General features: G+C 38.7%; 19 protein-coding genes and 3 pseudogenes. 13 read left to right on the top strand and 9 right to left on the bottom strand.

The features are described 5' to 3' along the window. The first annotated feature begins 191 nt into the window (after positions 1-191). The 3 genes and pseudogenes from IPK31_03310 (at position 192) to IPK31_03320 (ending at position 2,803) form a co-directional block, all read left to right on the top strand. Complete coding sequence (locus IPK31_03310) at positions 192-554, top strand: hypothetical protein (protein ID MBK8087052.1); 363 nt, start codon at positions 192-194, stop codon at positions 552-554. Between the two features lie 806 nt (positions 555-1,360). Continuing rightward, positions 1,361-2,118 (top strand): annotated as a pseudogene (locus IPK31_03315) (two-component sensor histidine kinase). Between the two features lie 34 nt (positions 2,119-2,152). After that, positions 2,153-2,803, top strand: coding sequence for a response regulator transcription factor (locus IPK31_03320; protein MBK8087053.1), 651 nt, complete (start codon positions 2,153-2,155; stop codon positions 2,801-2,803). Here IPK31_03320 and IPK31_03325 read toward each other — a convergent pair. The 9 genes and pseudogenes from IPK31_03325 to IPK31_03365 form a co-directional block, all read right to left on the bottom strand. Beyond that, positions 2,800-3,204, bottom strand: a complete 405-nt coding sequence (locus IPK31_03325; GenBank protein MBK8087054.1) for a hypothetical protein — start codon at positions 3,202-3,204, stop codon at positions 2,800-2,802. The two genes, IPK31_03320 and IPK31_03325, sit on opposite strands and share 4 nt — an antisense overlap. Before the next feature lie 44 nt (positions 3,205-3,248). Continuing rightward, entirely contained in the window at positions 3,249-3,509 is a 261-nt protein-coding gene (locus tag IPK31_03330; GenBank protein MBK8087055.1) for a hypothetical protein, read from the bottom strand. Further along, on the bottom strand, positions 3,493-3,876 hold the full coding sequence (locus tag IPK31_03335) for a DUF4296 domain-containing protein (GenBank protein ID MBK8087056.1): 384 nt from the start codon (positions 3,874-3,876) through the stop codon (positions 3,493-3,495). The genes IPK31_03330 and IPK31_03335 overlap by 17 nt, the downstream gene beginning before the upstream one ends. Before the next feature lie 35 nt (positions 3,877-3,911). Beyond that, entirely contained in the window at positions 3,912-4,832 is a 921-nt protein-coding gene (locus IPK31_03340; protein ID MBK8087057.1) for a DUF4835 family protein, read from the bottom strand. Beyond that, positions 4,825-6,024 carry a bifunctional phosphopantothenoylcysteine decarboxylase/phosphopantothenate--cysteine ligase CoaBC gene (gene coaBC, locus IPK31_03345; GenBank protein ID MBK8087058.1) on the bottom strand — a complete coding sequence of 400 codons (1,200 nt, stop codon included), beginning with the start codon at positions 6,022-6,024 and terminating at the stop codon, positions 4,825-4,827. The genes IPK31_03340 and coaBC overlap by 8 nt, the downstream gene beginning before the upstream one ends. Positions 6,025-6,110: 86 nt before the next feature. Beyond that, positions 6,111-6,452, bottom strand: a complete 342-nt coding sequence (locus IPK31_03350; protein MBK8087059.1) for a DNA-directed RNA polymerase subunit omega — start codon at positions 6,450-6,452, stop codon at positions 6,111-6,113. Further along, positions 6,427-7,256 (bottom strand): annotated as a pseudogene (gene bamD / locus IPK31_03355) (outer membrane protein assembly factor BamD). Before bamD ends, IPK31_03350 begins: the two are co-directional and overlap by 26 nt. 136 nt (positions 7,257-7,392) lie before the next feature. Next, positions 7,393-8,532 carry an OmpA family protein gene (locus IPK31_03360; protein MBK8087060.1) on the bottom strand — a complete coding sequence of 380 codons (1,140 nt, stop codon included), beginning with the start codon at positions 8,530-8,532 and terminating at the stop codon, positions 7,393-7,395. A gap of 53 nt (positions 8,533-8,585) precedes the next feature. Next, the gene (locus IPK31_03365) at positions 8,586-8,798 is read right to left on the bottom strand and encodes a hypothetical protein (protein ID MBK8087061.1); all 213 of its coding nucleotides are present in this window, start codon (positions 8,796-8,798) and stop codon (positions 8,586-8,588) included. Between the two features lie 443 nt (positions 8,799-9,241). Between IPK31_03365 and IPK31_03370 the strand changes: the two genes are divergently transcribed. The 10 genes and pseudogenes from IPK31_03370 to IPK31_03415 all read left to right on the top strand — a co-directional run bounded on the left by IPK31_03370 (position 9,242) and on the right by IPK31_03415 (position 21,267). Beyond that, positions 9,242-10,213: a polyprenyl synthetase family protein gene (locus tag IPK31_03370; protein ID MBK8087062.1), complete on the top strand. Its 972-nt coding sequence runs from the start codon at positions 9,242-9,244 to the stop codon at positions 10,211-10,213. 4 nt (positions 10,214-10,217) lie between these two features. After that, positions 10,218-11,921 carry a single-stranded-DNA-specific exonuclease RecJ gene (recJ, locus tag IPK31_03375; GenBank protein MBK8087063.1) on the top strand — a complete coding sequence of 568 codons (1,704 nt, stop codon included), beginning with the start codon at positions 10,218-10,220 and terminating at the stop codon, positions 11,919-11,921. Positions 11,922-12,102: 181 nt separating this feature from the next. Continuing rightward, on the top strand, positions 12,103-12,588 hold the full coding sequence (locus tag IPK31_03380; GenBank protein ID MBK8087064.1) for a class I SAM-dependent methyltransferase: 486 nt from the start codon (positions 12,103-12,105) through the stop codon (positions 12,586-12,588). Positions 12,589-12,754: 166 nt separating this feature from the next. Then, positions 12,755-15,247, top strand: a complete 2,493-nt coding sequence (locus tag IPK31_03385) for a lamin tail domain-containing protein (protein ID MBK8087065.1) — start codon at positions 12,755-12,757, stop codon at positions 15,245-15,247. Further along, on the top strand, positions 15,162-17,261 hold the full coding sequence (locus tag IPK31_03390; GenBank protein ID MBK8087066.1) for a T9SS type A sorting domain-containing protein: 2,100 nt from the start codon (positions 15,162-15,164) through the stop codon (positions 17,259-17,261). The genes IPK31_03385 and IPK31_03390 overlap by 86 nt, the downstream gene beginning before the upstream one ends. A 269-nt stretch (positions 17,262-17,530) precedes the next feature. Next, positions 17,531-17,887: a 30S ribosomal protein S6 gene (gene rpsF, locus IPK31_03395; GenBank protein ID MBK8087067.1), complete on the top strand. Its 357-nt coding sequence runs from the start codon at positions 17,531-17,533 to the stop codon at positions 17,885-17,887. Positions 17,888-17,890: 3 nt separating this feature from the next. Then, a complete protein-coding gene (locus tag IPK31_03400) occupies positions 17,891-18,154 on the top strand; it encodes a 30S ribosomal protein S18 (protein ID MBK8087068.1) in 264 nt (87 codons plus the stop codon). Positions 18,155-18,234: 80 nt separating this feature from the next. After that, complete coding sequence (rplI, locus tag IPK31_03405) at positions 18,235-18,684, top strand: 50S ribosomal protein L9 (GenBank protein MBK8087069.1); 450 nt, start codon at positions 18,235-18,237, stop codon at positions 18,682-18,684. A 77-nt stretch (positions 18,685-18,761) separates the two neighbouring features. Next, positions 18,762-20,390, top strand: a pseudogene (locus tag IPK31_03410) (L,D-transpeptidase family protein). A 1-nt stretch (position 20,391) separates the two neighbouring features. Further along, positions 20,392-21,267 (top strand): aldo/keto reductase, encoded by an 876-nt coding sequence (locus IPK31_03415; GenBank protein MBK8087070.1) that lies wholly within the window; start codon positions 20,392-20,394, stop codon positions 21,265-21,267. Positions 21,268-21,275 lie beyond the last annotated feature (8 nt).

Raw genomic sequence — 21,275 nt, forward strand, 5'->3', positions numbered from 1 at the left:
GTAATTTTACGTATTTTAAATCGTAATATTGCCTAAGTCTTTTTACTTATTTAACTATATTTTACCTGTAATTCATTTTTTATCAATTAGTTACCAATGTTTTCAACAGTCTCCTTAAAATGTGCCTATTGCCTATCCTTCATATTTTGTAAAAATTAGCACATTAAATACAACTTCTAAAACCTACAACTATGCAAAAAGAATTACAACAAAAAACCCAGATCGAGGAAATAGGAAGACATATTGGCTTTGAGGCTGGAGAGGAAATGGTAAAAAGATTTTTCGACAAAAACCCGGAAGAGGCTTTCGCTAACATTCTGGGAAAAAATCTTTTTGCAAAAATACTAGCACAACCAGGATGCGTTGGTATCGCAATTGTACCTGGATATAACAGCGCTGGAATTCGTCAGTCTGTTTTAGTAGGTGTAGATGCAAACAGAAAACCGATTCTTGAATATACAGTAGTAACAGCTACAGGTGAGATGCTTCTTGAAGAAGGCATGATTGGTGATGATGGTGCTGTAGTTCACGACGGATGGGGAGCGGCTAAGTAATTTTTGACTGCTTATTGGAAGTTCCTATATTTGACTCAAACCGTCAGATATAGGAATTTTTTTATTATTAAACGACTTGCGAGGAATAACGATGTTATTGCCTGTTATCATGTACTTTTCGTCGAAGAGTAACAGGAAGGTATTGTATAAACGGATATTGCTGTTCTATTTTTTATACAGCATTTTTAATGAGCTCTTAAATAATTTTTCGTATTCAAGATATCCTGATCTTTATTTCTGGAACGGCGTTTTTTTTGCTATCCTGAAAATATTTCTCATTTGTTTTATTTTTAATAGCATTTCACCATCGCCTTTACTAAAAAGATTAACGATTATCGGTTTCTTTTTGTATTTATCATTTTTACTGATTCTTTCAATTTTCTTTAATAACACAAGCGACTATAATAAAATACCCTCTTCTGTACAAGGAATTATTTTACTTATCCTCTCAATAACTTTCTTTTACGAAAAATGAAAGCTCCTGATACGTTATTCATTTATTCATTGCCTGAGTTTTGGTATGTAGTTGCAATATTTATTTACTCTTCAGGAACGTTTTTCATATATGTATTTGCAGAGTTTTGGCTTGAAAACGAATCTAACATAGATGACTATACTGTTATTCATTCATTTATCTCCATTTTGACCAATATTACTATAGGATATTCAATGTGGAAACAAAGTAAAGAAAAACAACTAACCTCATTGAAAGCTAACATCTTATAACAACCGCTTTAACCCATGTTTTTTTACAAACCCAAAATTCTGCAAATACTACTTATGTTGTATACTTTGGTACATTCGGCATGCTGCTTCTTGCAGTAAGCCTTATTGTTTTTATAGTCTTTCACCAGCGTAAAGTGATTTACTTCCAGTTACGCATGAAAAAATGCAGGATGATCAGCAACAAATGATGCTGCAGGCTTCCATACAGAGCCAGGAAGAAGAACGCCAGCGTATTGCAGCCGATCTGCACGATGATGCAGGACCTCTTTTAGCTACCGTACGGCTTTACCTCAATGAAGGTCTTATTCACCAGGACCAGGGCACTCAATTGCAAAGTATTTACAACGCCAAGCAGATAATTGATGATACCATACAGCTGATTCGCAATATGTCGCATAACCTGATTCCACCCACATTAAAGAACTTTGGGCTGGAAAGCGCCGTTAATGACATGTTTCAGAAAATCAACGGCAGTGGCTCCATCAGTGCCAGTGCCCGTTTTCATGATTATAAAAGACGGTTAAAGCTGGAATATGAGTTATCAATTTTCAGGGTTCTTCAGGAATTGGTTAATAATACACTCAAACACAGCCACTCAAGCTTTATTCATTTAACCCAAAACAAAACAGATCAGTATATTTATATACGCATGCATCATGATGGGGAAGGTTTAACCCAGACTGAATATGAAAAGCTGAGGGATACCCCAAAGGGTATGGGGTTAAAGAATATTTTCAGCCGGGTTAAAATTTTAAACTCTAAAATTCTGTTTGAGAAAGACTCATCCAACACATATTATAAAGTAACTATAGAGATTCCTGTTGAGGCGATGGTATGATTGCCGAAAAAGTTTAACTTTAAATCCAAATCTTATGAGCCAGATAAAAGTAGCAATAGCATATGACCACCAGATATTCAGGAAAGGTGTTATCCTTTCCCTAAGGTCGTACACCAACATCAAGTTTGTACTGGAAGCCGAAAACGGAGAGGAGTTACTGGCAGGTTTAGCTGAGGCACAGCCAGACGTCATTCTGATGGATCTCCGGATGCCTGGGAAAGATGGCATTGAGACCACCAAGGCTGTGAGTAAACAGTTTCCACATATGCATGTGCTGGTACTTACCATGTATGAAGACGAACGCTTTGTAACTCACCTGATGGAGAACGGGGCAAATGGTTACCTGCTCAAAAGCTCTGACCCTGCAGAAATAAAAAAAGCAATTCTTGAAGTATATACAAAGGGTTATTATCTCAACAACTTTGTAAACCGCATTCTGCTTAAAAAATCGCATACCAAAGCAAAGGCAATTCCAACTCTTAACAGCGAAATTCAGATTTCAGACAAAGAAAAGCAGGTGATCAGGCTTTTGTGTATGGAGTATACTGCCCAGGAAATTGCGAAAGAAATGGAAATAAGCCCCCGTACGGTTGAGGCAATTAAAGACCGTTTAATGGAACGTTTCGGAGTTAAGAATTCCGTAGGGCTTGTTTTCTTTGCTATGAAAAACTCATTGATTGATTAACCGAGTTCTGTTTGTATATGATCGTAAAGCAATGATTCGTTAAAGGAATTAAGCATATACTTTGCAAGTTTCGGATTTATTGTACTCAGCTTTTCCAGATCTTTTATACCCAGTTCATGAGCTGCTCTTATTCCATCAGCATTGTTTCCAAGTTCAATAATTGTGTTTTCATCTCTGTTGTGCCTGTCTTCAGGAAGATCCTTAAAATCGTCTAATAACAAAATAGGTCTTGCAAGAGAATACCAGTAAGGCAAAAAGTTTTCAACCCATTCATCCGTTAATTCAAGATCAACAAGTGTAAATAAAAAGGCATCTGAACGGGCCAATGCTTTATGCTTTGTTTCAAATTTAAAATACAGGGGATTTTCACCGGAAAGGACACGATTTAACTCATTAGCCAACTTTTCCTGTTTCAAAAGAGGTTTCCAGAGTTGTTTGCAATTTTTCAAAAATTGTGGAAATGAAATTTCCTGTTTTCGTATCTTTTTAACTGGTCAAATCCATTTTCCATTAATGATACATGATCATTATTTAACAGCAACTCCAACGGCACCCCTGATTTATGAATCAGATCAAATGCAAGAGGTATGGTTAAAAAACCAAATCCACCAGAAATATAAATCCGCTTCTTTCCCCAAAATAGATTGTTTACCGGTACAGGTCTTTCATTGGCAAAGTAATCTGCAATTCTACTGTTGACGCCCATAAGGTCTTGCAATTTTCTTGAAGTTATTACCATTAGGTCTGTTTTTAAGTGAGTCTGTTCCTTTGTTCAAATTTTGATTACGTCTGCTGATATCGGAAGAAACGGAGTCTGTTATTACTTTCAGCAAATCAGGACGCTTTAAATAAAAATTATAACTTCTGCTGAATTCATTCCTGGTTGTATTGTGCAGTTGAAATATCCTCAGAAAGTAAGATGCATCTTCAGCAGGTAACTTTAACGATGTGTCTTTCAGAATTCGTTCATTGTTCAAAACATCAGCAACCAGAATATCAGTAAGTACTGCCTGCATCTTTTTGGGCGATAATACTCCTTCAGGGATATTGTTTTTATCGGAGCAGGAAATCATTAGAAGAATGCTGCAGTATAAAAAAATCAGGTTCCTCATTTCAACTCCTGTTTATACTTATTCGAATTACTTACATCCAGGCGGCTTAAAATTTCTACCGCTTTTGATTTCTCCGGGATCCCGGCTTTCTTAAACAAATTGATCAGTTCATCAGCTTTACCAAGCATAAAAAACTGAATAATCATCAGGTTCGGGTTTTCCCTGTTAAGATTATCAAGATAAATCAGCGCATTCATAATTTCAGAACGTGCCATATTCTCATCCTCATACATCACATCTAAACCCTTGCGGTAATAATTGATGTATACATCATGGATAACAGCATACCGGTTGTTCATGAGATTTTCTGCAAGCCAATACCTGTTCCGGTTATTATTTTCAAATGACTTCCATCCAGATATCTTAGTTGCATCAGGAGCATTGTTTACAATGTTTAATGCCTTTTGAAAAAATGGATCCCCGCCTTTTGATGAAAATGAGTCATAATCGAAACCCAGGATTATATATGCGTAATAGGCCATAACAGCTGTAAGATTTGAAACCATCGGATCATTTCCTGAAATGCGGTTTTCATTGAATTCCATCGCCTGCGATTCGATATACTTAAAGTCAAAATTCGGATCCTGGAAATTAATTAAAGGCGAAACATAAGTTGTTGAATAAACAGGTCTTGCTGCCTGAATGGTAATGCTGCCGGCATACACATTTGGCTCTGTCATTTCCCTTAAATTAATCAGTATTTGGCAGTTGATTTTTTCGTTTGGTTTGAAAACATCATTTGTCCATTTACGGTTATTCAGAAAATTGGTGAGGGATGATTCGAGTGTGCGAAAAATTTTTCTGTCGACAGTTGAAGGTATTTGATTATCAACGACCCTTACCCGGGCATTTAATTCCTGTGCATGGCTGAACTGAAGACCTATTGAAAACAATAAAATAAGTGCAGATTTAATCATTCATTACCTTTTTTAGTGTTTCAATAATATCTGTTGCCACCTCAGCTTTACTCTTTAGTGAAAACGAATATTCATTCCCTTTCTTATCAAAAATGTTGATTTTATTCGTATTCCCTCCAAACCCTGCACCTTCATCATTCAGTGAGTTCAATACAATCATATCTGCATTTTTCGCTTTCATTTTTCCAATGGCATACTCTTTTTCATTGTTCGTTTCCAAAGCAAACCCAACTACCCACTGTTTCGCTTTTTTTACAGTTCCAAGACTGCCTAAAATATCTTTTGTTTTTTTCAGTTCAATCTGAAAAGTTGTTTCTGTCTTTTTAATCTTCTGTTCTGCTGCTTCAACCGGTGTGTAATCTGCAACAGCCGCTGACATTATTGCAACTGCACATGAACTGAATTCGTTCATACATGCGTTATACATTTCTTCTGCACTTTTAACTCTGATAAGCTTTGAAAGCCTGCAGTTAATTGTTTGATCAGATGGTCCAAGAACTAAGACTACTTCAGCACCACGCCCCGACAATTCAGCTGCAAGTGCAATTCCCATTTTCCCGCTTGAATGATTACCAATAAACCTGACAGGGTCAATTGCTTCATAAGTTGGACCAGCTGTAATCAGTACTTTAATTCCGGCAAAATCATTACTGCTCAAAAAAAAACGCTCAATTTTTTCAAAGATAACCTCCGGCTCTGCCATTCTTCCTTCACCCGTTAACCCGCTTGCCAGCTCGCCGGTTTCAACCGGGATAATAACATTTCCATACGACTGTATCTTATCAATATTGTTTCTTGTTGATGCATGTTTCCACATATCCTCATCCATTGCGGGTGCAACCATTACAGGGCATGTTGCAGAGAGATAAACGGCCGTTAATAAATTATCGCACAATCCATTTGCAAATTTTGCCAATGTATTACAACTCAGAGGAGCTATCAGCATCAGGTCAGCCCAGCGGCCAAGCTCAACATGATTTGCCCAGCTGTTTTCATCGAACAAATCAACTAAAACTTTATTTTTCGAAAGAGTTGACAGAACAAGTGGAGACACAAAATCTTTTGCTGCAGGGGTTAATACTATCTTCACCTCAGCACCTTCTTTAATAAATAAACGTACAAGAAGTATTGATTTGTAAGCAGCAATACTTCCTGTAATACCCAATACTATTTTCTTTCCTTTCAGTTTCATTTGCTGTGTAAAATAGAGCAAATTAGGCAATATTAAAACGTTAATGGCGACCAGTGGTCGCCATTAAAAAAATATTTCCTTTGCTCTTAAGAAAACAAATCGTTTTCTGCCCTGCGATGATAAATCTTATCGTCTGTAAATTCCTGGGTTGCAAGAAGTGCAGGGTTAGGCATACGTTCATATGCTTTTGATATTTCAATTTGCTCTTTGTTTTCATGAATCTCTTCAAGACTGTCTGTATGACTTGCAAATTCCTCCAGTTTATTATGCAACTCCTCTTTAAGAGAAATGTTGATCTGGTTGGCACGTTTTGCTATAACTGCAATAGATTCATACAGATTGCCGGTTTTAGCCTTCAAATCAGCGACATTTTTAGTCTCAACCACACTGCTTGTATTGGCACTAACTTTTCTTATCAGTCTGCTCATTTTTATTTGCGTTTAAATTGTTTTTAGATAAATTGAAATATTTTTCTGCGTCTTTTAATAATTTACTTTCCGGGAACCTGTCAACAAAATCGTAATACTCTTCAATCACTTTTTCAAATCGTTCCTGCTGCTTTTCTTCCACACTCATTCCGGCATACTGGAAATAGGACTTAATGATCATCAATTTATATTCTTCCCCCTTTTTGATTCAGGGTAATGATTCAACAGGTTTGTAAATGTAATTGCCGCTGCCCTGTATGAACCAATATTATAATACAACTCGGCGCTTTTAAAATCCTTTAATTCCAGTTTTTCATAGCATTCCTCAATGATATTCTTGGCTTCCTGTTGTTTGGGCGAATCCGGATAGTTATTCAAATGCGCCTGCATTAAACCAATTGTCTTTTGCGTAGATGTCTGATCCAGTTCCACTCTCGGTGATTGCTTGAAAAAACTGTAAGCTCTCAAATAATCTACCTCAGATGCTCTTGTACTTTTGGGAAATGCTTCCAGAAAGCCCTTAAATAGGTTTTCTGAATTCATATAATCCTTCTGGTAAAAGGCACAATTTGCATACTTAAAATAAAGATCTTCGAATCTTGGGTCGTTTCTCAGCAGTGGGAACAGATCTTCATATAACATCTGTGCCTTGCCGAATTTTTTATTCGCATAATACTGCTCAGCCATTCCGAGTTTATATTCAACGTCCTTACTCTTCAGAATTTTTGTAACAGCATTTCTGTTACAGGAAGTAAGTGAAAGGAAACCCACAAAAAACACTAAAAAATTGGTTCTGATATTCATAAAAGCCCACGAAGTTAAGTTATTTGGGCAAATTAGCCCCATCCCTTTTCAAATAATACAATTTCCGGTTAATCTTTTCATAAAGAAAAGCCCCGACTGTTTAGTCGGGGCTGTATAAGCAATTAGTTCTGATTTATTACTTCTTTTCAGCACGAAGCTCAACCACTGAAGGATCACCTTCATGACAGTCGTATTGAGCAACAACACGGTCTGCGCTGATACCTTGTACTTCAACGAGGTATTTAACTATTGCATCTACACGTTTTTGTCCTAAAGCCTGACCTGATTTGCTCTTAGCAGCACTGCCGCAAACAATCATTTTACACTCAGGATTACCACGTAATGAAGATGCAACACTGCCAACCAAAGCTTTTGCTTCAGCACTTAAAGCTGTACTATTACCTGCAAAATTGATACTTGGGAGATCAACCAGGTTACAGGTTGGAGGTGCAATAACTGGGTTTTTGCAGCACTCTGGATCTGGACACTTACCTACGCCATCAGCATCAACCGGCTGACATTGTGTTGGAGTAATCAATTCCTTATCCTTACAATCAGGAACACCATCACCATCTGTGTCACGGCTTACACCATGAGAATCAACAGGACATCCTGCCGGAGTGTTAGGTTCGTTATCGAACTGATCAGTAACGCCATCACCGTCTGCATCATCCAAAACAGGCTTAGGCATTTTCATGTGACGTGGAGCGTTCAACTCATTATAAGCATAATCCAGAGGATTTAACCACCAAAGAGGCTCAACTGCCTTAGATCCAAGGCTATAGTTTAAGTTAACATTTGTATAATGCCATGCATCAAAATCACGTGTCATTGCAGCATCACCCATTGAAGCTTCCTGCCAGCGTTGACCATCTAACAGGTCATCATTTGACCATGTAAGAACTTCTTCAATACCAACACTGAAACGCTTGCTTAATTTGAATGCTACACCTACACCTACCTGTACAGTTGGCTTAAATGTCATATCAAATAATTTAGGGCGGCGGAGATTCTGACCTTCTGCTGCGCTTTCGTATTTTTTATCCATTCCAGCTCTCAGGTCACGTAAAATGTCGCCTTTGTTTTTATTTGCAACCTGATATTTATTATATACAGATCTAAACAAAGAAGTGTAAGGCAACCCGCTTGCATCAAAGGCATCAACCTTTGATTCGTAAATCATACCACCAATGCCGCCAAGACCATAAATAACAAATCCTGTCTTAGCTTTATGGAAACGGATATTATTCAGTGTGATGATTCCCTGTAAAGCCAATTGGTGAGAAACCGTTCTGTAATTGTAGTAAACAGGATCTCCTGTTAACTGACCTACCGGGTAAGGTAAAAAGCCATTTGTACTTTGCAGTTGGCGAAGATTACCACTGTTGGGGGGCTTTGTACATTAATAGGAGCAATATAATTTGATTTCCATGCCGTGTTCTTGCCATAGTTGAAAGCAGGATTCCAGTTCATTCCTTTTGCAATGCCGCCACTGTATTGCACTCTTGCAGAAAAAAATGTACCCAAAAGCTTTTCTAACATGAGCACCCCAGCCAATTTGCGGGATACGTGCACCAACGTCGCCGCTGATGGCTACGTTACCAACGCTTAATCCAACTTCCCACTGGTTACGTGGTTTTGCCGGAAAGGGGTATTGATTCTGTAAAAATTCACTGTGCTGTGATTTTCCATTTTTTGGAACCAGAGATGAGTCCTTCCAATCATAGCTCTGAGCAGACAGATTGGTTAAGATTAAACATAGGGCCCCCAGAAGGAGACTGTACTTTTTGCTTGCCATAGTTGTTGTATTAAGTTTCGATAATTCCTGATGATTATTGCAAAAATAGATATCCGTGACTAAAAAACGCAAAATTTTTAATATTTATTTACAATAATAATACGTTAAGAGACTTTTTGAAGAATCAAAAAGTTGCTTTGGGTTCAAAATAAATGAAAGATGTTCAATTAATGTAAATTGCCGCTTCATGAACTCCTCGAAACAAATACAGCTTCTGGTAAAAGATGAATTGCTTGAATTTGAAGAAAAATTCAAATCGGCAGTAAAAAGCAGAGTATCCTTACTTGACAGGATTATGCAGTACATTATTAAAAGAAAGGGAAAACAGGTGCGGCCAATGTTTGTATTTCTGAGTGCCAAACTTTTTGGAGATATCACCGAAAGCACGCACAGGGCGGCAGCTTTGGTTGAATTGCTGCATACGGCAACTCTTGTACACGATGATGTTGTTGATGAATCAATGGAAAGAAGAGGGTTTTTCTCCATCAATGCTCTCTGGAAGAACAAAATTGCGGTGCTTGTTGGTGATTACCTGTTGTCAAAGGGTTTACTGCTGTCTCTGAAAAATGACGATTTTACCACTTTAAAAATACTATCAGAAGCAGTTGAAAAGATGAGCGAAGGAGAATTACTTCAAATCGAAAAAACAAGAAAGCTTAACCTGAGCGAGGATGTATATTTTGAAATCATCAAGAATAAAACTGCTTCGCTTTTGTCTTCTGCATGCGCTGCCGGAACCTGGTCAACAACAAATGATCCTTTTAAGACAGAGCAAATGAAGCTTTTTGGAGAAAAGGCAGGCATTGCCTTCCAGATCAAAGATGATCTGTTTGACTACGGGAGTGAATCGATCGGAAAGCCAACAGGAAATGATATTAAAGAAAAAAAGCTTACCCTCCCGTTAATTTATACGCTTAATACCGTAAGTGCGGCCAAGAAAAGAGAACTGATTTATATTATTAAAAATGAAAACAAGCAGAAGAAATATATCAACCAGGTTATTGAAGAAGTAGTAAAAGCCGGAGGCATTGACTATGCTACTAAAAAAATGAATCAATACAGGGATGAGGCAATTGAATTACTGCACCAATTTCCTGAGAATGAAATCAGAAATGGGCTGGAATCATTAGTACGTTTTACAACCGACAGAAAATACTAACTGCATGCAAAAAAGATGGACCATTTTGCAGGCTGATGCGATCAAAACTGAGGCACTTGCTGCTGAGCTGAAAATTCATCCAACTATCTGCAAAATCCTTGTTCAGCGTGGGATTGACACTTTCGACAAAGCAAAGAATTTCTTTCGCCCGCAACTTAGCGATTTGCATGACCCCTGGCTGATGAAGGATATAAATAAAGCTACGGACAGGGTTCTTTCAGCTTTTGATCAAAAAGAAAAAATTCTTGTGTTTGGAGATTATGATGTAGATGGTACCACCAGCGTAGCCTGCATGTACCAGTTCCTTGTTTCTGTCTATCAGAAGGAACTGGTTGAATTTTATATTCCCCACCGTTACAGGGAGGGTTATGGCATTTCAAAACAAGGGATCGATTTCGCCAAAGCAAATGATTTTACTTTAATTATATCACTCGATTGCGGAATAAAATCTGTTGAATTAATCAGCTATGCCAAAGAACTTGAAATAGATTTTATTGTTTGTGATCACCATCTGCCCGATGATATTCTTCCACCGGCAACCGCAATACTCAATCCAAAACAGAAGGATTGTTTATACCCTTATAAAGAACTTTGCGGATGCGGTGTTGGATTTAAACTAATCACAGCATTAGCCCAAAAACTTGGTGTTTCCGAAGAAAAAGTAAACTGTTATCTCGACCTGGTGGCTACTGCCATAGCAGCTGATATTGTTCCGATAACCGGCGAAAATAGGATACTTGCTTTTCATGGTTTGAAACAGGTAAATGAAAAGCCATCCAATGGCATTAAGGCATTGATGTTTTTAAGCAAGGCAGATAAGATCATGCACATTACTAACCTGGTGTTTATGATTGCCCCAAGGGTAAATGCTGCCGGCCGTATGGATGATGCAAAGAAAGCCGTGCAGATGTTTATTGCTGAAACCTATGAAGAAGCCTTGAGTTATGCAGAAATGCTGCATGCCGATAACGATGAACGAAAGGAAGCCGACACTACAATTTCTGAAGAGGCTCTGGCAATGATCAACAGCAGCGAAGTATTGAAAGCAAAGAAATCTACTGTTCTGTTTCAGCCTCACTGGCATAAAGGCGTTGTTGGAATTGTAGCTTCCCGTTTAACAGAACACTATTACCGCCCCACAATTGTATTAACTCAAAGTGGTGATTATGCTGCGGGCAGTGCCAGGAGTGTTAGTGGGTTTAATTTGTATGAAGCGGTTCACGCCTGCCGTGAACATTTATTGGGATATGGAGGCCACTTTGCGGCTGCAGGATTAACCTTACTTACGCAAAATATTGAAGCATTTACCAATGCTTTTGAAGAGGTGGTGAGCAAAACAATTACACCCGATCAATTGATTCCTGAGATTGTAATTGATACTGAACTTTCATTTACTGATATCCGCCCGGGCTTTTTTAATATCATTAAACAAATGGAGCCATTTGGCCCGGAAAATATGCGGCCCGTATTCATTAGTCGAAATGTGACTGACACCGGTTACAGTAAGGTTGTAAAAGAACAGCACCTGCGTTTAGTTGTAAAACAAAAAGATGTTGTGATTACAGGAATCTGTTTCAGGGCAGCTCATTTATTCCCGATAGTTCAACAGGGAGCGATTGATGTGATCTACAGCATTGATGAAAATGACTGGAACGGAACTGTAAGTCTTCAACTGAAAGTGATTGATATAAGATCCTCTGCATCGTGAAGATTTTTCAACATATCCGGTACTTTCTTTATATCGCAACCAACTGGGGAATCAAGCTTGGTTTTTTCACTTTCTATCATGAGTTGAAAGGAGAAAAAAATACAGGATAAATACAACATCGTTCAATAATCTTTCCCGTTTCAATATTAAAGGCAACCAGCTTGCGCATGCGACAGAGTATATGCCTGTGAGTTATTTCACCATTGAAGAGTTGTTTTCTCATTTGCCAGAGAGTGCGAGGGCAGGAATATTTCTTGATATTGGCTGCGGCAAGGGAAGGGCGATGTGTATTGCTGCACATTACGGTTATAATAAGGTATGGGGAATTGATTTTGCCAAAGAGATGATTGAAGCTGCAGAAAAAAACCTTGGGGAGTTAAAACAGGAGATCCCAGGGCTGGATTACCAATTATGGTGGCAGGATGTGAGCCTGTTTGAAATAGAAAAGGAAGTGAGCACTGTGTTCCTGTTTAACCCTTTTGATGAGGTGCTGATGAAAACCGTGATACAAAAGATCAACCGTTCGCTGAAGGAGCATCCCCGCTCCTTTTATATACTATATGCCAGCCCGAGGCATGAGGAATTGTTTTTTGCGGCTGGGTTTGATGTGATTTTCCGTGTAAAAAAATTCAATTACCTCGAAGGGGTTATTTTGTTTAAACAATAAACCTGAAAGTATTCAACAATAGCATCCATTTATGTTAATAAATATTTAATCTAATACATTAAAAAGTGAATACTGATTAGCATTACATTTATCGCTCCAAAATCCTGCCGATTAATCCGATCCTTTCTCCTCCTTATTTTATTCAGAAAAGTAAACTAACATCACAATGAGAAAGTTATTTAGATTTTCGTTTTTAATCGTGCCTGCTTTGTTCTTGTTTTCTTTATCGGCCCGGAGCCAGGTTTTTTCAGGAATTTACAATTTTGCAAATGTTACAAATTCTTCAGGAACCACTGATCCAACCCCGGCACCAACAGCAACTGGTCTGACCTTTAGTTCTTTTACTGCGGTTGGACAAACAACACTTAACCCAAATGCCGGCGGTCGATTTAGTTTTACAGGCCATCCAACAGGGGCAACCACTGCATCAGATATTTTTACCGGTTCCATAAATACCAATCAGTATTACCAGGTTACTATTACACCAACTCCAGGCTATTCGTTGGATATCAATTCAATTGCGTTTACACTTCAACGGTCTGCAACAGGTATCAGACAATATGCAGTAAGATCAAGTCTCGATTATAACACAAACCTTCCTGCAGGTATTTCGCCTGCAAACACCGATTTATCTGTTGTGTCCACTAATGTATTCCAGGTTTCAGATGCTACTTCTTCTGCTGAAGATGGAAGCACCATTACGTTAGGCTCCTCTTACGATGCAATTACATCAGCTGTTACCTTTCGTTTTTATGGATGGAATGCAGAAGCTTCCGGAGGTACATTCAGTATTGATAATGTTACCATCAATGGAGTTGCAAATGCTATTACAGCTCTTCCATCTGTTACTCTTTCTGTTAGCACTAATTCAGGTACTGAAGCAGACGCAACAGCGATTACGGTTACAGCAACTGCAAGCGAGGCGGTAACAGGTAATCAAACGATTGATCTTGGTGTTTCAGGCGTAAACATTACTTCAGGAGATTATACATTAAGTGGTGGTTCAATTACAATCCTCAGCGGCCAAACAACTGGAACTGCAACATTTACTGTTGTTGATGATAATCTCGCAGAAGGTGCTGAAACTGCAGCTTTAACGATCAGCAACCCATCTGCAGGTATAGTACTTGGAAGCACAACCGCACAAAATATTACAATTACTGATAATGATGCTGCACCATCTGTTTCAATTGCAGCAGGTCTTGATGCCGCAGAGCCTGCAACAAATGGAACGTTTACCATTAACCTTTCTTCACCTGCACCAGCCGGTGGCCTCACTGTTACGTATACGTTGAATGGTTCAGCTACATTAAATACGGATTACAGCGATGCATTGAACGGAAGTATTGTCATTCCTGAAGGCAGCCTTAACGGAACAATTACGTTGAGTGTAAGTAATGATATTTTTATTGAAGGCACTGAAACAATTGGCATTACACTCAGCACTGTTTCAAACTCATTTGTGATTGGCTCTCCAAATTCTGCAACAATCAATCTGAATGATAATGATAACCCACCGGTTGTGATTAATGAAGTATATGGTGGTGGTGGAAATACAGGTGCTAATTTTAAAAATGATTTTATTGAATTGTATAATAACAGCAATACTGCGGTTAACCTGGCCGGTTGGTCTGTTCAATATAATTCTGCTACCGGTACCGGTGCATGGCAGGTAACCAATCTTACTGGATCTATTCCTGCACATAGTTATTATTTAGTGCAGGAAGGCGCTGGCGCAGGTGGTGTTGCAGATCTCCCTACACCGGATGCAACAGGAGGTATTGCCATGGCAGCAGGATCAGGAAAAGTTGCATTAGTGAATAATACAACTGCTTTAAGCGGAAACAATCCGCTAAACAGTTCTATTGTTGATAAAGTAGGATATGGTACTGTTGCCATTGGATTTGAAGGAACGGGCCCTGCTCCTGCTCCGTCTGCAATCAATTCCATTCAAAGAACACCGATTGGTTCTGATGCAAATCAGAACGGCACAGATTTTACGGCAGATCTTCCTACTCCTAAAAACTCTATAACAGATATTACAGCTCCGCTGGTTTCTGTTTTGTCTCCTGCAAACGGAGCCGTTAACGTGACCACTGCTTCTACTGCATCCATTACATTTAATGAAAATATTGAAAAAGGTACAGGAAGCATCACACTCAGAAAAACTTCTGATGGCAGCATCTTAAAAACATTTGATGTAACAGATGCTGAAGTAACTGTTGCAGGTAGTTCAGCTTCTTTTTTAATCCAGGGGCTTGCATTTACCACATCTTATTACTTAGAAGTAAGCGATGGTGCATTTAAAGATCTTTCAGGAAATAGTTTTGCTGGTTTCACCGGCAACAGTACCTGGAGTTTTACGTCAGGAAACATGCCACTTGGCATTGTTGGTAATCTTTATAATTTCAACTCCTGCACAACCGGCCTGACGGATGGCTTTAGCCTCTTCAGTGTTGTTGGCCCGCAGGTTTGGGCATGTACAACATTTGGAAGAGATGCTGCTAATCCCCCTTCAGGAAGCGCTGCCAACGGGTTGCAGATAAATGGATTCAGCGGTACAAATATTTTAAATGAAGACTGGCTCATTTCACCGGCATTTGATCTTACTGCCACAAACTTTCCTTTACTCAGTTTCTGGAGCCGCACAAAAATTTAATGGTGCTCCATTGCAATTAAAAGTGTCTACCAACTATCCGGGTTATGGCAATCCTAATAATTATACATGGACCGATCTTAATGGAAAGTTCCCCGGGCAAACAAGTGATGTATGGACAGAATCAAACAATATTAACCTGACTCCTTTTAAAACAACAAATATTTACTTCGCCTTTGTTTATTCTTCTTCAGCAGATGATGGTGCCAGGTGGACGCTTGATGATATTCAGGTAACAAATTCTGCAGTTCCTCCTCCTCCAAGTTTAACTCTCAGTTCAACTGATATTCAATTTGGATTTGCAGCTTTTGGAAACAATATCGATAAAAGCTTTACTGTAACCGGTAATGACATTACTGGTGATATTACATTAACAGCTTCTGCAGGCTTTACATTGTCAACAAGTGCAGGAGGCCCTTTTATAAACTCTTTAACATTAACGCAGACAGCAGCTAACAATGTTCCTTCAATAGTTTATTCAAGATTTTCACCTTCACAAAATAATCTCGATTTTACAGGGACAATAACGGTTAGTACAGCTTCTGTAAGCAATGCAATTCTAAATCTGAAGGGCACTAGCATTGACCCTGTAAATACACTTGAGGTTGTAAACTGGAACATTGAATGGTTTGGAAGTACAACACTCGGACCAGTTAATGATGTGTTACAGCAATCCAATGTGCAATCAGTTCTTCAAACTGTTGGAGCAGATATTTATGGCCTGGTTGAAGTTGTTGATGAAGCAAAACTTGCAACTGTTGTTGGTAATATGCCAGGCTACAGTTATGTTATTTCAAACTATGGTTCACATACAAATACAAGTGAAGCAGGCGCTTCTCCGTTGGCAGAAGCTCAAAAGATGGCATTTGTATATAAAACATCAGTCTTCACTAACATAACTACAGGGCCTTTGGTTTCGCAGGGAATAAACTCGGCAGCAGATCTCATAAATCCTGCATACAATTATTTCGCAAGTGGCCGTTTCCCATTCATGATGAAGGCAGACGTAACCTTGAATGGTATAACTAAAACAATCCGTTTTGTTTTACTGCATGCCAAGGCAAATACATCTCCAACCGCCACATCTTATGCGAGGAGAAAGTCAGGATCAGACACCTTACAATACACATTTAATAATTTGTACCCAACTGACAATATCATTCTGCTTGGTGATATAAATGATGATCTTGATCAAACAATTACAGATGGCATCACGCCACCTGCAACATCTTATGTTGCCTTTACAACTGATGCAGTCAATTTTTCTTTGCCTACTTTAGCACTGAGTCTTGCAGGCAAAAGATCAACTGTATCCTATAATGACATGATTGATCATGTGATAATTTCAAATGAACTGTCATCTTATTATATGAGCAACTCTGCAAGCGTACTTACCGATGTTGCTTCTCTCATAAATAATTATGGCAGTACAACAAGTGATCACTACCCCGTTTTTTCAAGATTTACATTCAGTCCATTGGCGGCTCCGCTTCCTGTTGAGTTTGGGAATTTCACTGTCACTAAGGCTGGGAACAAAGCAAAAATAAACTGGAACACCGTACAGGAATTGAACAGCAGTTATTTTGAAGTAGAACACTCTGCTGACAGCCGCACCTGGACCAGCATCCACAAAGTAAACGCAGCAGGAACAAGCAGCTCAATTATTAATTATGAATATATTGACCCATTACCTGCAAAAGGAAGGAATTATTACCGCATACGCCAGGTTGATTTAAACGGCACTGCAAAAACAACAGACATTAAAGCCGTTGATTTCAACAGCGTTAAATCAATCAGCTTTTTCCCTAACCCGGTAAATGATCAGCTCACAGTTCAAAGTGGTGGTGCACAGATTTACAGTATCCGTATTATTGACAGTAAGGGGCAGGTTGTTTTGCAAAACAATGTCAATCAAACAACAACTCATCTTAACCTCAAACAGATTAAAGCTGGTTTATACATATTACAGTTGATGACAAATGAAGGAATGATGACGGAAAAATTCATAAAACAATAACCACTCTGAATATTCTAAAAGCCCTCTTTTCAGAGGGCTTTTTAATGGCTCTTATCCTTTCTGAAAACAGTGGATAACCGCCTTGCAGCAAGGTTTTTGGCTGCGAGACCACCCGGCTTTAAGCCCTGAAAATAATGCATACTTTGCTTGGCAGGGAGGCCCCATTCCCCTACCTTTGCAGCCCCAAATCTGTATTGGCAGATTTTCTCCGCTCCGGCGGGGAATCCGATGGGTAAACCCAATTATTAATTTTTAAATCACAAACTGTAATGAACAATTACGAAATGATGGTGATTTTTACTCCAGTTCTGTCTGACGAAGAGTTTAAGGCAGCACAAAAACGCTACACCGATTTACTCGCTGCCAATGGCGGCGAAGTGGTGTACAGCAATCCCTGGGGCTTAAAATCTCTCGCCTACCCGGTCGAGAAAAAAACAACCGGTATTTACTGGGTAATTGAATACAAAGCTGCGTCAGATTTTAACGCCAAGCTGAATATTCAACTCCACCGTGATGAGCAGGTGCTCCGTCACATGTACACTGCACTCGACAAATACGCCGTTGAGTACAATGACAAAAAGAAAAATGGCGTTCCTACTGGCAAACAACTAAAAACGGAGGCTTAAGTCATGGCAAAAAATGAAATCAAATACCTGACGGCCATCAAAACCGATAAGCCCAGGAAAAAGTACTGCCGTTTTAAAAAATACGGTATTCGTTACATTGACTACAAAGACGTTGAGTTCCTGAAGAAATTCATCAACGACCAGGGAAAGATTCTTCCCCGCCGTTTAACAGGTACATCACTCAAGTATCAGCGTAAATTATCAGATGCAGTTAAAAAGGCACGCCAAATGGCACTGTTGCCTTATGTAACCGATCTGTTGAAATAAACAAATTAGTAACCTTTCCCTAACTCCCGCCATCGGGAAGACAGTTGAACAACTGGGTTTCGGAAACTAAAAACAAAACAATGGACGTAATTTTAATTCAGGACGTTAACACACTTGGTGGTAAAAACGAAGTGGTGAAAGTAAAAAACGGCTATGCCCGTAACTTTTTAATTCCTCAAAAGGTAGCTGTTGAAGCTTCTCCTTCAAACCTGAAGCAATTAGCTGAGCGTTTGAAAGTGCAGAAGAAGAAAGAAGATGCAATGCTGGCCGAAATTAAATCAGTAATTGCTAAACTTACTGAAGCTCCTGTAAAGCTTACTGCTAAAACAGGAACAAGTGGTAAAATCTTCGGTAGCATTACTACAGTAATGGTTGCCCGTGCTATCCGTGAGCAAAAAGGTTATGACATAGATCGTCGCAAAATCCATATTCTGGATGAAGTGAAAGAGCTCGGAACACACAAAGCAAAAGTTGATTTTGCTAACGGTAACGAAGCTGAGATTGAACTGGAAGTAGTAGCTGAAGCTTAATTTATTTTGCACAGAAATACAAAGTCCTGCTTTTTTAAGCAGGACTTTTTTATTTTCATTCTGTTAAACCAAATATGATGAACAACAAACTTGTCCTGATTACCCTTGCTGTATTTCTGATTTTCTCCTGCTTGCCTGCCTGTAATTCTTCTAACGGAAAAAATAAAGTGTCCCAACTTGACACTATTCCTAAGGTAAAACCTGATGTTACGATGCCCGGAAATTTCAGTACACAAACAAAACTGAAGTTCGACAGTGCATCCATTCCCGCATTTTTTAAACAATATCCCAAGCTGAAAATCTATGAAAAAGATTTGCTGAAATTTTACAGTGGCAGAAATTTCACCTATGCCTGGTTTGACGAAAATGGATTGATTGAACAGGCAGGTAACCTGTTTAATAAAATTGAAAACATCCATGATGAAGGAGTTTCTTCCCAACTTTTTATGAGGCTGAACTGCATAAAATGCTGGATAATGATTCAAGCTTATCATTCACAGAAAAAGCAAATATTTCTGTTGAATTAATGCTGACAGCACAATACTTTTTTTACGCACAAAAAATATGGACTGGAATAAGTGATAAAGCACTTCGTGAAATTGATTGGGGACTGCCACGGAAAAAATTATCTTACGAAGCTATCCTTGATTCATTGCTCGAAGCACCTTCATCAACATTCATGAAAAATGAGCCTGTGTTCCGGCAATATGGTTTACTGAAAGAAAACTTGAAAAAATACAGAGCTATTCAGGCAGGCAGCAGGTGGAAGCAAATAAAAGCAGATAAGAAATCATACCGTTCCGGAGACAGCAGTAAAGTGATTACTGATATCCGTGAACATCTTTTTATTCTTGGTGATCTGGTTTCAAACAATGGCTCTCCCGTTTATGATCAGGAATTGGAAGAAGGCATTAAAAAATTTCAGCAACGATATGGGCTAACCGAAGATGGGGTAATTGGCAAATCATTTATTGAAGAATTAAATTACCCCCTCGAAAAAAGAATTGAACAGCTGATTGTAAATATGGAACGTTGCAGATGGCTGCCTTTAGCTTTGCGTAAAGATTATATTGTTGTAAATATTCCTGAATTTAGCTTTCATGCTTTTGAAAAATGACACACTTGCCTGGAGTATGAAAGTGGTAGTAGGAACTGAATTGAATAAAACGGCAGTTTTCAGCGGAATGATGAACAATGTAGTTTTCAGTCCTTACTGGAATGTGCCTTCAAGCATTTTAGCAAAAGAAGTTCTGCCCGCCATCAGACGAAACAGTAATTACCTGAATAAAAATCATATGGAATGGAACGGGAAAAGTGTGCGGCAAAAACCAGGTCCCTGGAATGCATTGGGTAAAGTAAAATTTCTGTTTCCTAACAGCCATAGTATCTATCTTCATGATACACCATCGAAATCATTATTCAGTCGTGATCAGCGTGCTTTCAGTCATGGATGCATCCGTGTGGAAGATCCAAGACGTTTAGCAATCTATGTATTAAGACATCAACCCGAATGGACAGAAGAAAAAATTGACGAAGCAATGAATGCAGAAAAAGAAAAGTATGTAAAGATCAATCAGCCAATTCCGGTGATCATTACTTATTTAACAGCATGGGTAAATCCAAAAGGACAATTAAATTTCAGAAAGGATATTTATAAAAGAGACAGCCGTTTAGCTAAAATGATCATTGAAAATTCAAAATTATAACATGAATTACTCCTCTGTTATTGCCGGCACAATGAAATGGGGTTTATGGGGTTCGAAGTTTGATTACACTGCTTATGAGCAAATGATCAAAGATTGTATAGCACTTGGCGTTACAAGTTTTGATCATGCAGATATTTATGGAAATTATACAACTGAAGAAGAGTTTGGTCAGGTATTGAAACAGAACCCATCCTTACGGCAGCAAATGCAGCTGATTACTAAATGTGGCATACAGATGGTTTCGCCTAACAGGCCGCAGCATAAGATCAAATCATATGATACCTCCTTTGAACATATTATGGAATCGGTTAAAACTTCATTAGAAAATTTTTCAACTGATTATATTGATTGCCTTCTCATTCACCGTCCTGATCAATTGTTCAATGCTGATGAAGTGGCAAAAGCTTTTGCACAATTGAAACAACAGGGAAAAGTACTTCACTTTGGTGTTTCCAATTTCAGGAAATGGCAGGTTGATTTACTAATGAGCAGATTTCCAGTTGAAGTAAATCAGATAGAATGTTCGCTACTGCAGTTAAATCCTTTTGTTGATGGCACACTGGATCAATGTCAGCAACATCATATTACCCCAATGGTATGGAGTCCATTAGGAGGTGGGAATTTATTTGCAGATACTGATGATGAGCAGAATAAACGAATAATAGCAGTTGCTAATTTTCTTGCAGACAAATATAATTCAGCATCAGATATTATTTTACTGAGCTGGTTACTTACGCATCCTTCCGGCATACTTCCTGTGGCTGGAACATCCAGAATTGAAAGAATACAATCAGCTGTAGCAGCCACACAAATAAAACTGGACCGAGAAGAATGGTTCATGCTCTGGAGAGCAAGTACTGGAAAAGAAGTTGCTTAAAATTTAAA

Source organism: Chitinophagaceae bacterium, from assembly GCA_016713085.1.
Classification (GTDB): Bacteria; Bacteroidota; Bacteroidia; order Chitinophagales; family Chitinophagaceae; genus Lacibacter.

Bases quoted from the DNA above. Each gene is read 5' to 3' on its own strand.
- IPK31_03310 (MBK8087052.1), top strand. From the start codon at position 192: ATGCAAAAAGAATTACAACAAAAAACCCAGATCGAGGAAATAGGAAGA.
- IPK31_03320 (MBK8087053.1), top strand. From the start codon at position 2,153: ATGAGCCAGATAAAAGTAGCAATAGCATATGACCACCAGATATTCAGG.
- IPK31_03330 (MBK8087055.1), bottom strand. From the start codon at position 3,509: ATGGGCGTCAACAGTAGAATTGCAGATTACTTTGCCAATGAAAGACCT.
- IPK31_03335 (MBK8087056.1), bottom strand. From the start codon at position 3,876: ATGATTTCCTGCTCCGATAAAAACAATATCCCTGAAGGAGTATTATCG.
- IPK31_03340 (MBK8087057.1), bottom strand. From the start codon at position 4,832: ATGATTAAATCTGCACTTATTTTATTGTTTTCAATAGGTCTTCAGTTC.
- coaBC (MBK8087058.1), bottom strand. From the start codon at position 6,024: ATGAAACTGAAAGGAAAGAAAATAGTATTGGGTATTACAGGAAGTATT.
- IPK31_03350 (MBK8087059.1), bottom strand. From the start codon at position 6,452: ATGAGCAGACTGATAAGAAAAGTTAGTGCCAATACAAGCAGTGTGGTT.
- IPK31_03365 (MBK8087061.1), bottom strand. From the start codon at position 8,798: ATGTTAGAAAAGCTTTTGGGTACATTTTTTTCTGCAAGAGTGCAATAC.
- IPK31_03370 (MBK8087062.1), top strand. From the start codon at position 9,242: ATGAACTCCTCGAAACAAATACAGCTTCTGGTAAAAGATGAATTGCTT.
- recJ (MBK8087063.1), top strand. From the start codon at position 10,218: ATGCAAAAAAGATGGACCATTTTGCAGGCTGATGCGATCAAAACTGAG.
- IPK31_03380 (MBK8087064.1), top strand. From the start codon at position 12,103: ATGCCTGTGAGTTATTTCACCATTGAAGAGTTGTTTTCTCATTTGCCA.
- IPK31_03385 (MBK8087065.1), top strand. From the start codon at position 12,755: ATGAGAAAGTTATTTAGATTTTCGTTTTTAATCGTGCCTGCTTTGTTC.
- IPK31_03390 (MBK8087066.1), top strand. From the start codon at position 15,162: ATGAAGACTGGCTCATTTCACCGGCATTTGATCTTACTGCCACAAACT.
- rpsF (MBK8087067.1), top strand. From the start codon at position 17,531: ATGAACAATTACGAAATGATGGTGATTTTTACTCCAGTTCTGTCTGAC.
- IPK31_03400 (MBK8087068.1), top strand. From the start codon at position 17,891: ATGGCAAAAAATGAAATCAAATACCTGACGGCCATCAAAACCGATAAG.
- rplI (MBK8087069.1), top strand. From the start codon at position 18,235: ATGGACGTAATTTTAATTCAGGACGTTAACACACTTGGTGGTAAAAAC.
- IPK31_03415 (MBK8087070.1), top strand. From the start codon at position 20,392: ATGAATTACTCCTCTGTTATTGCCGGCACAATGAAATGGGGTTTATGG.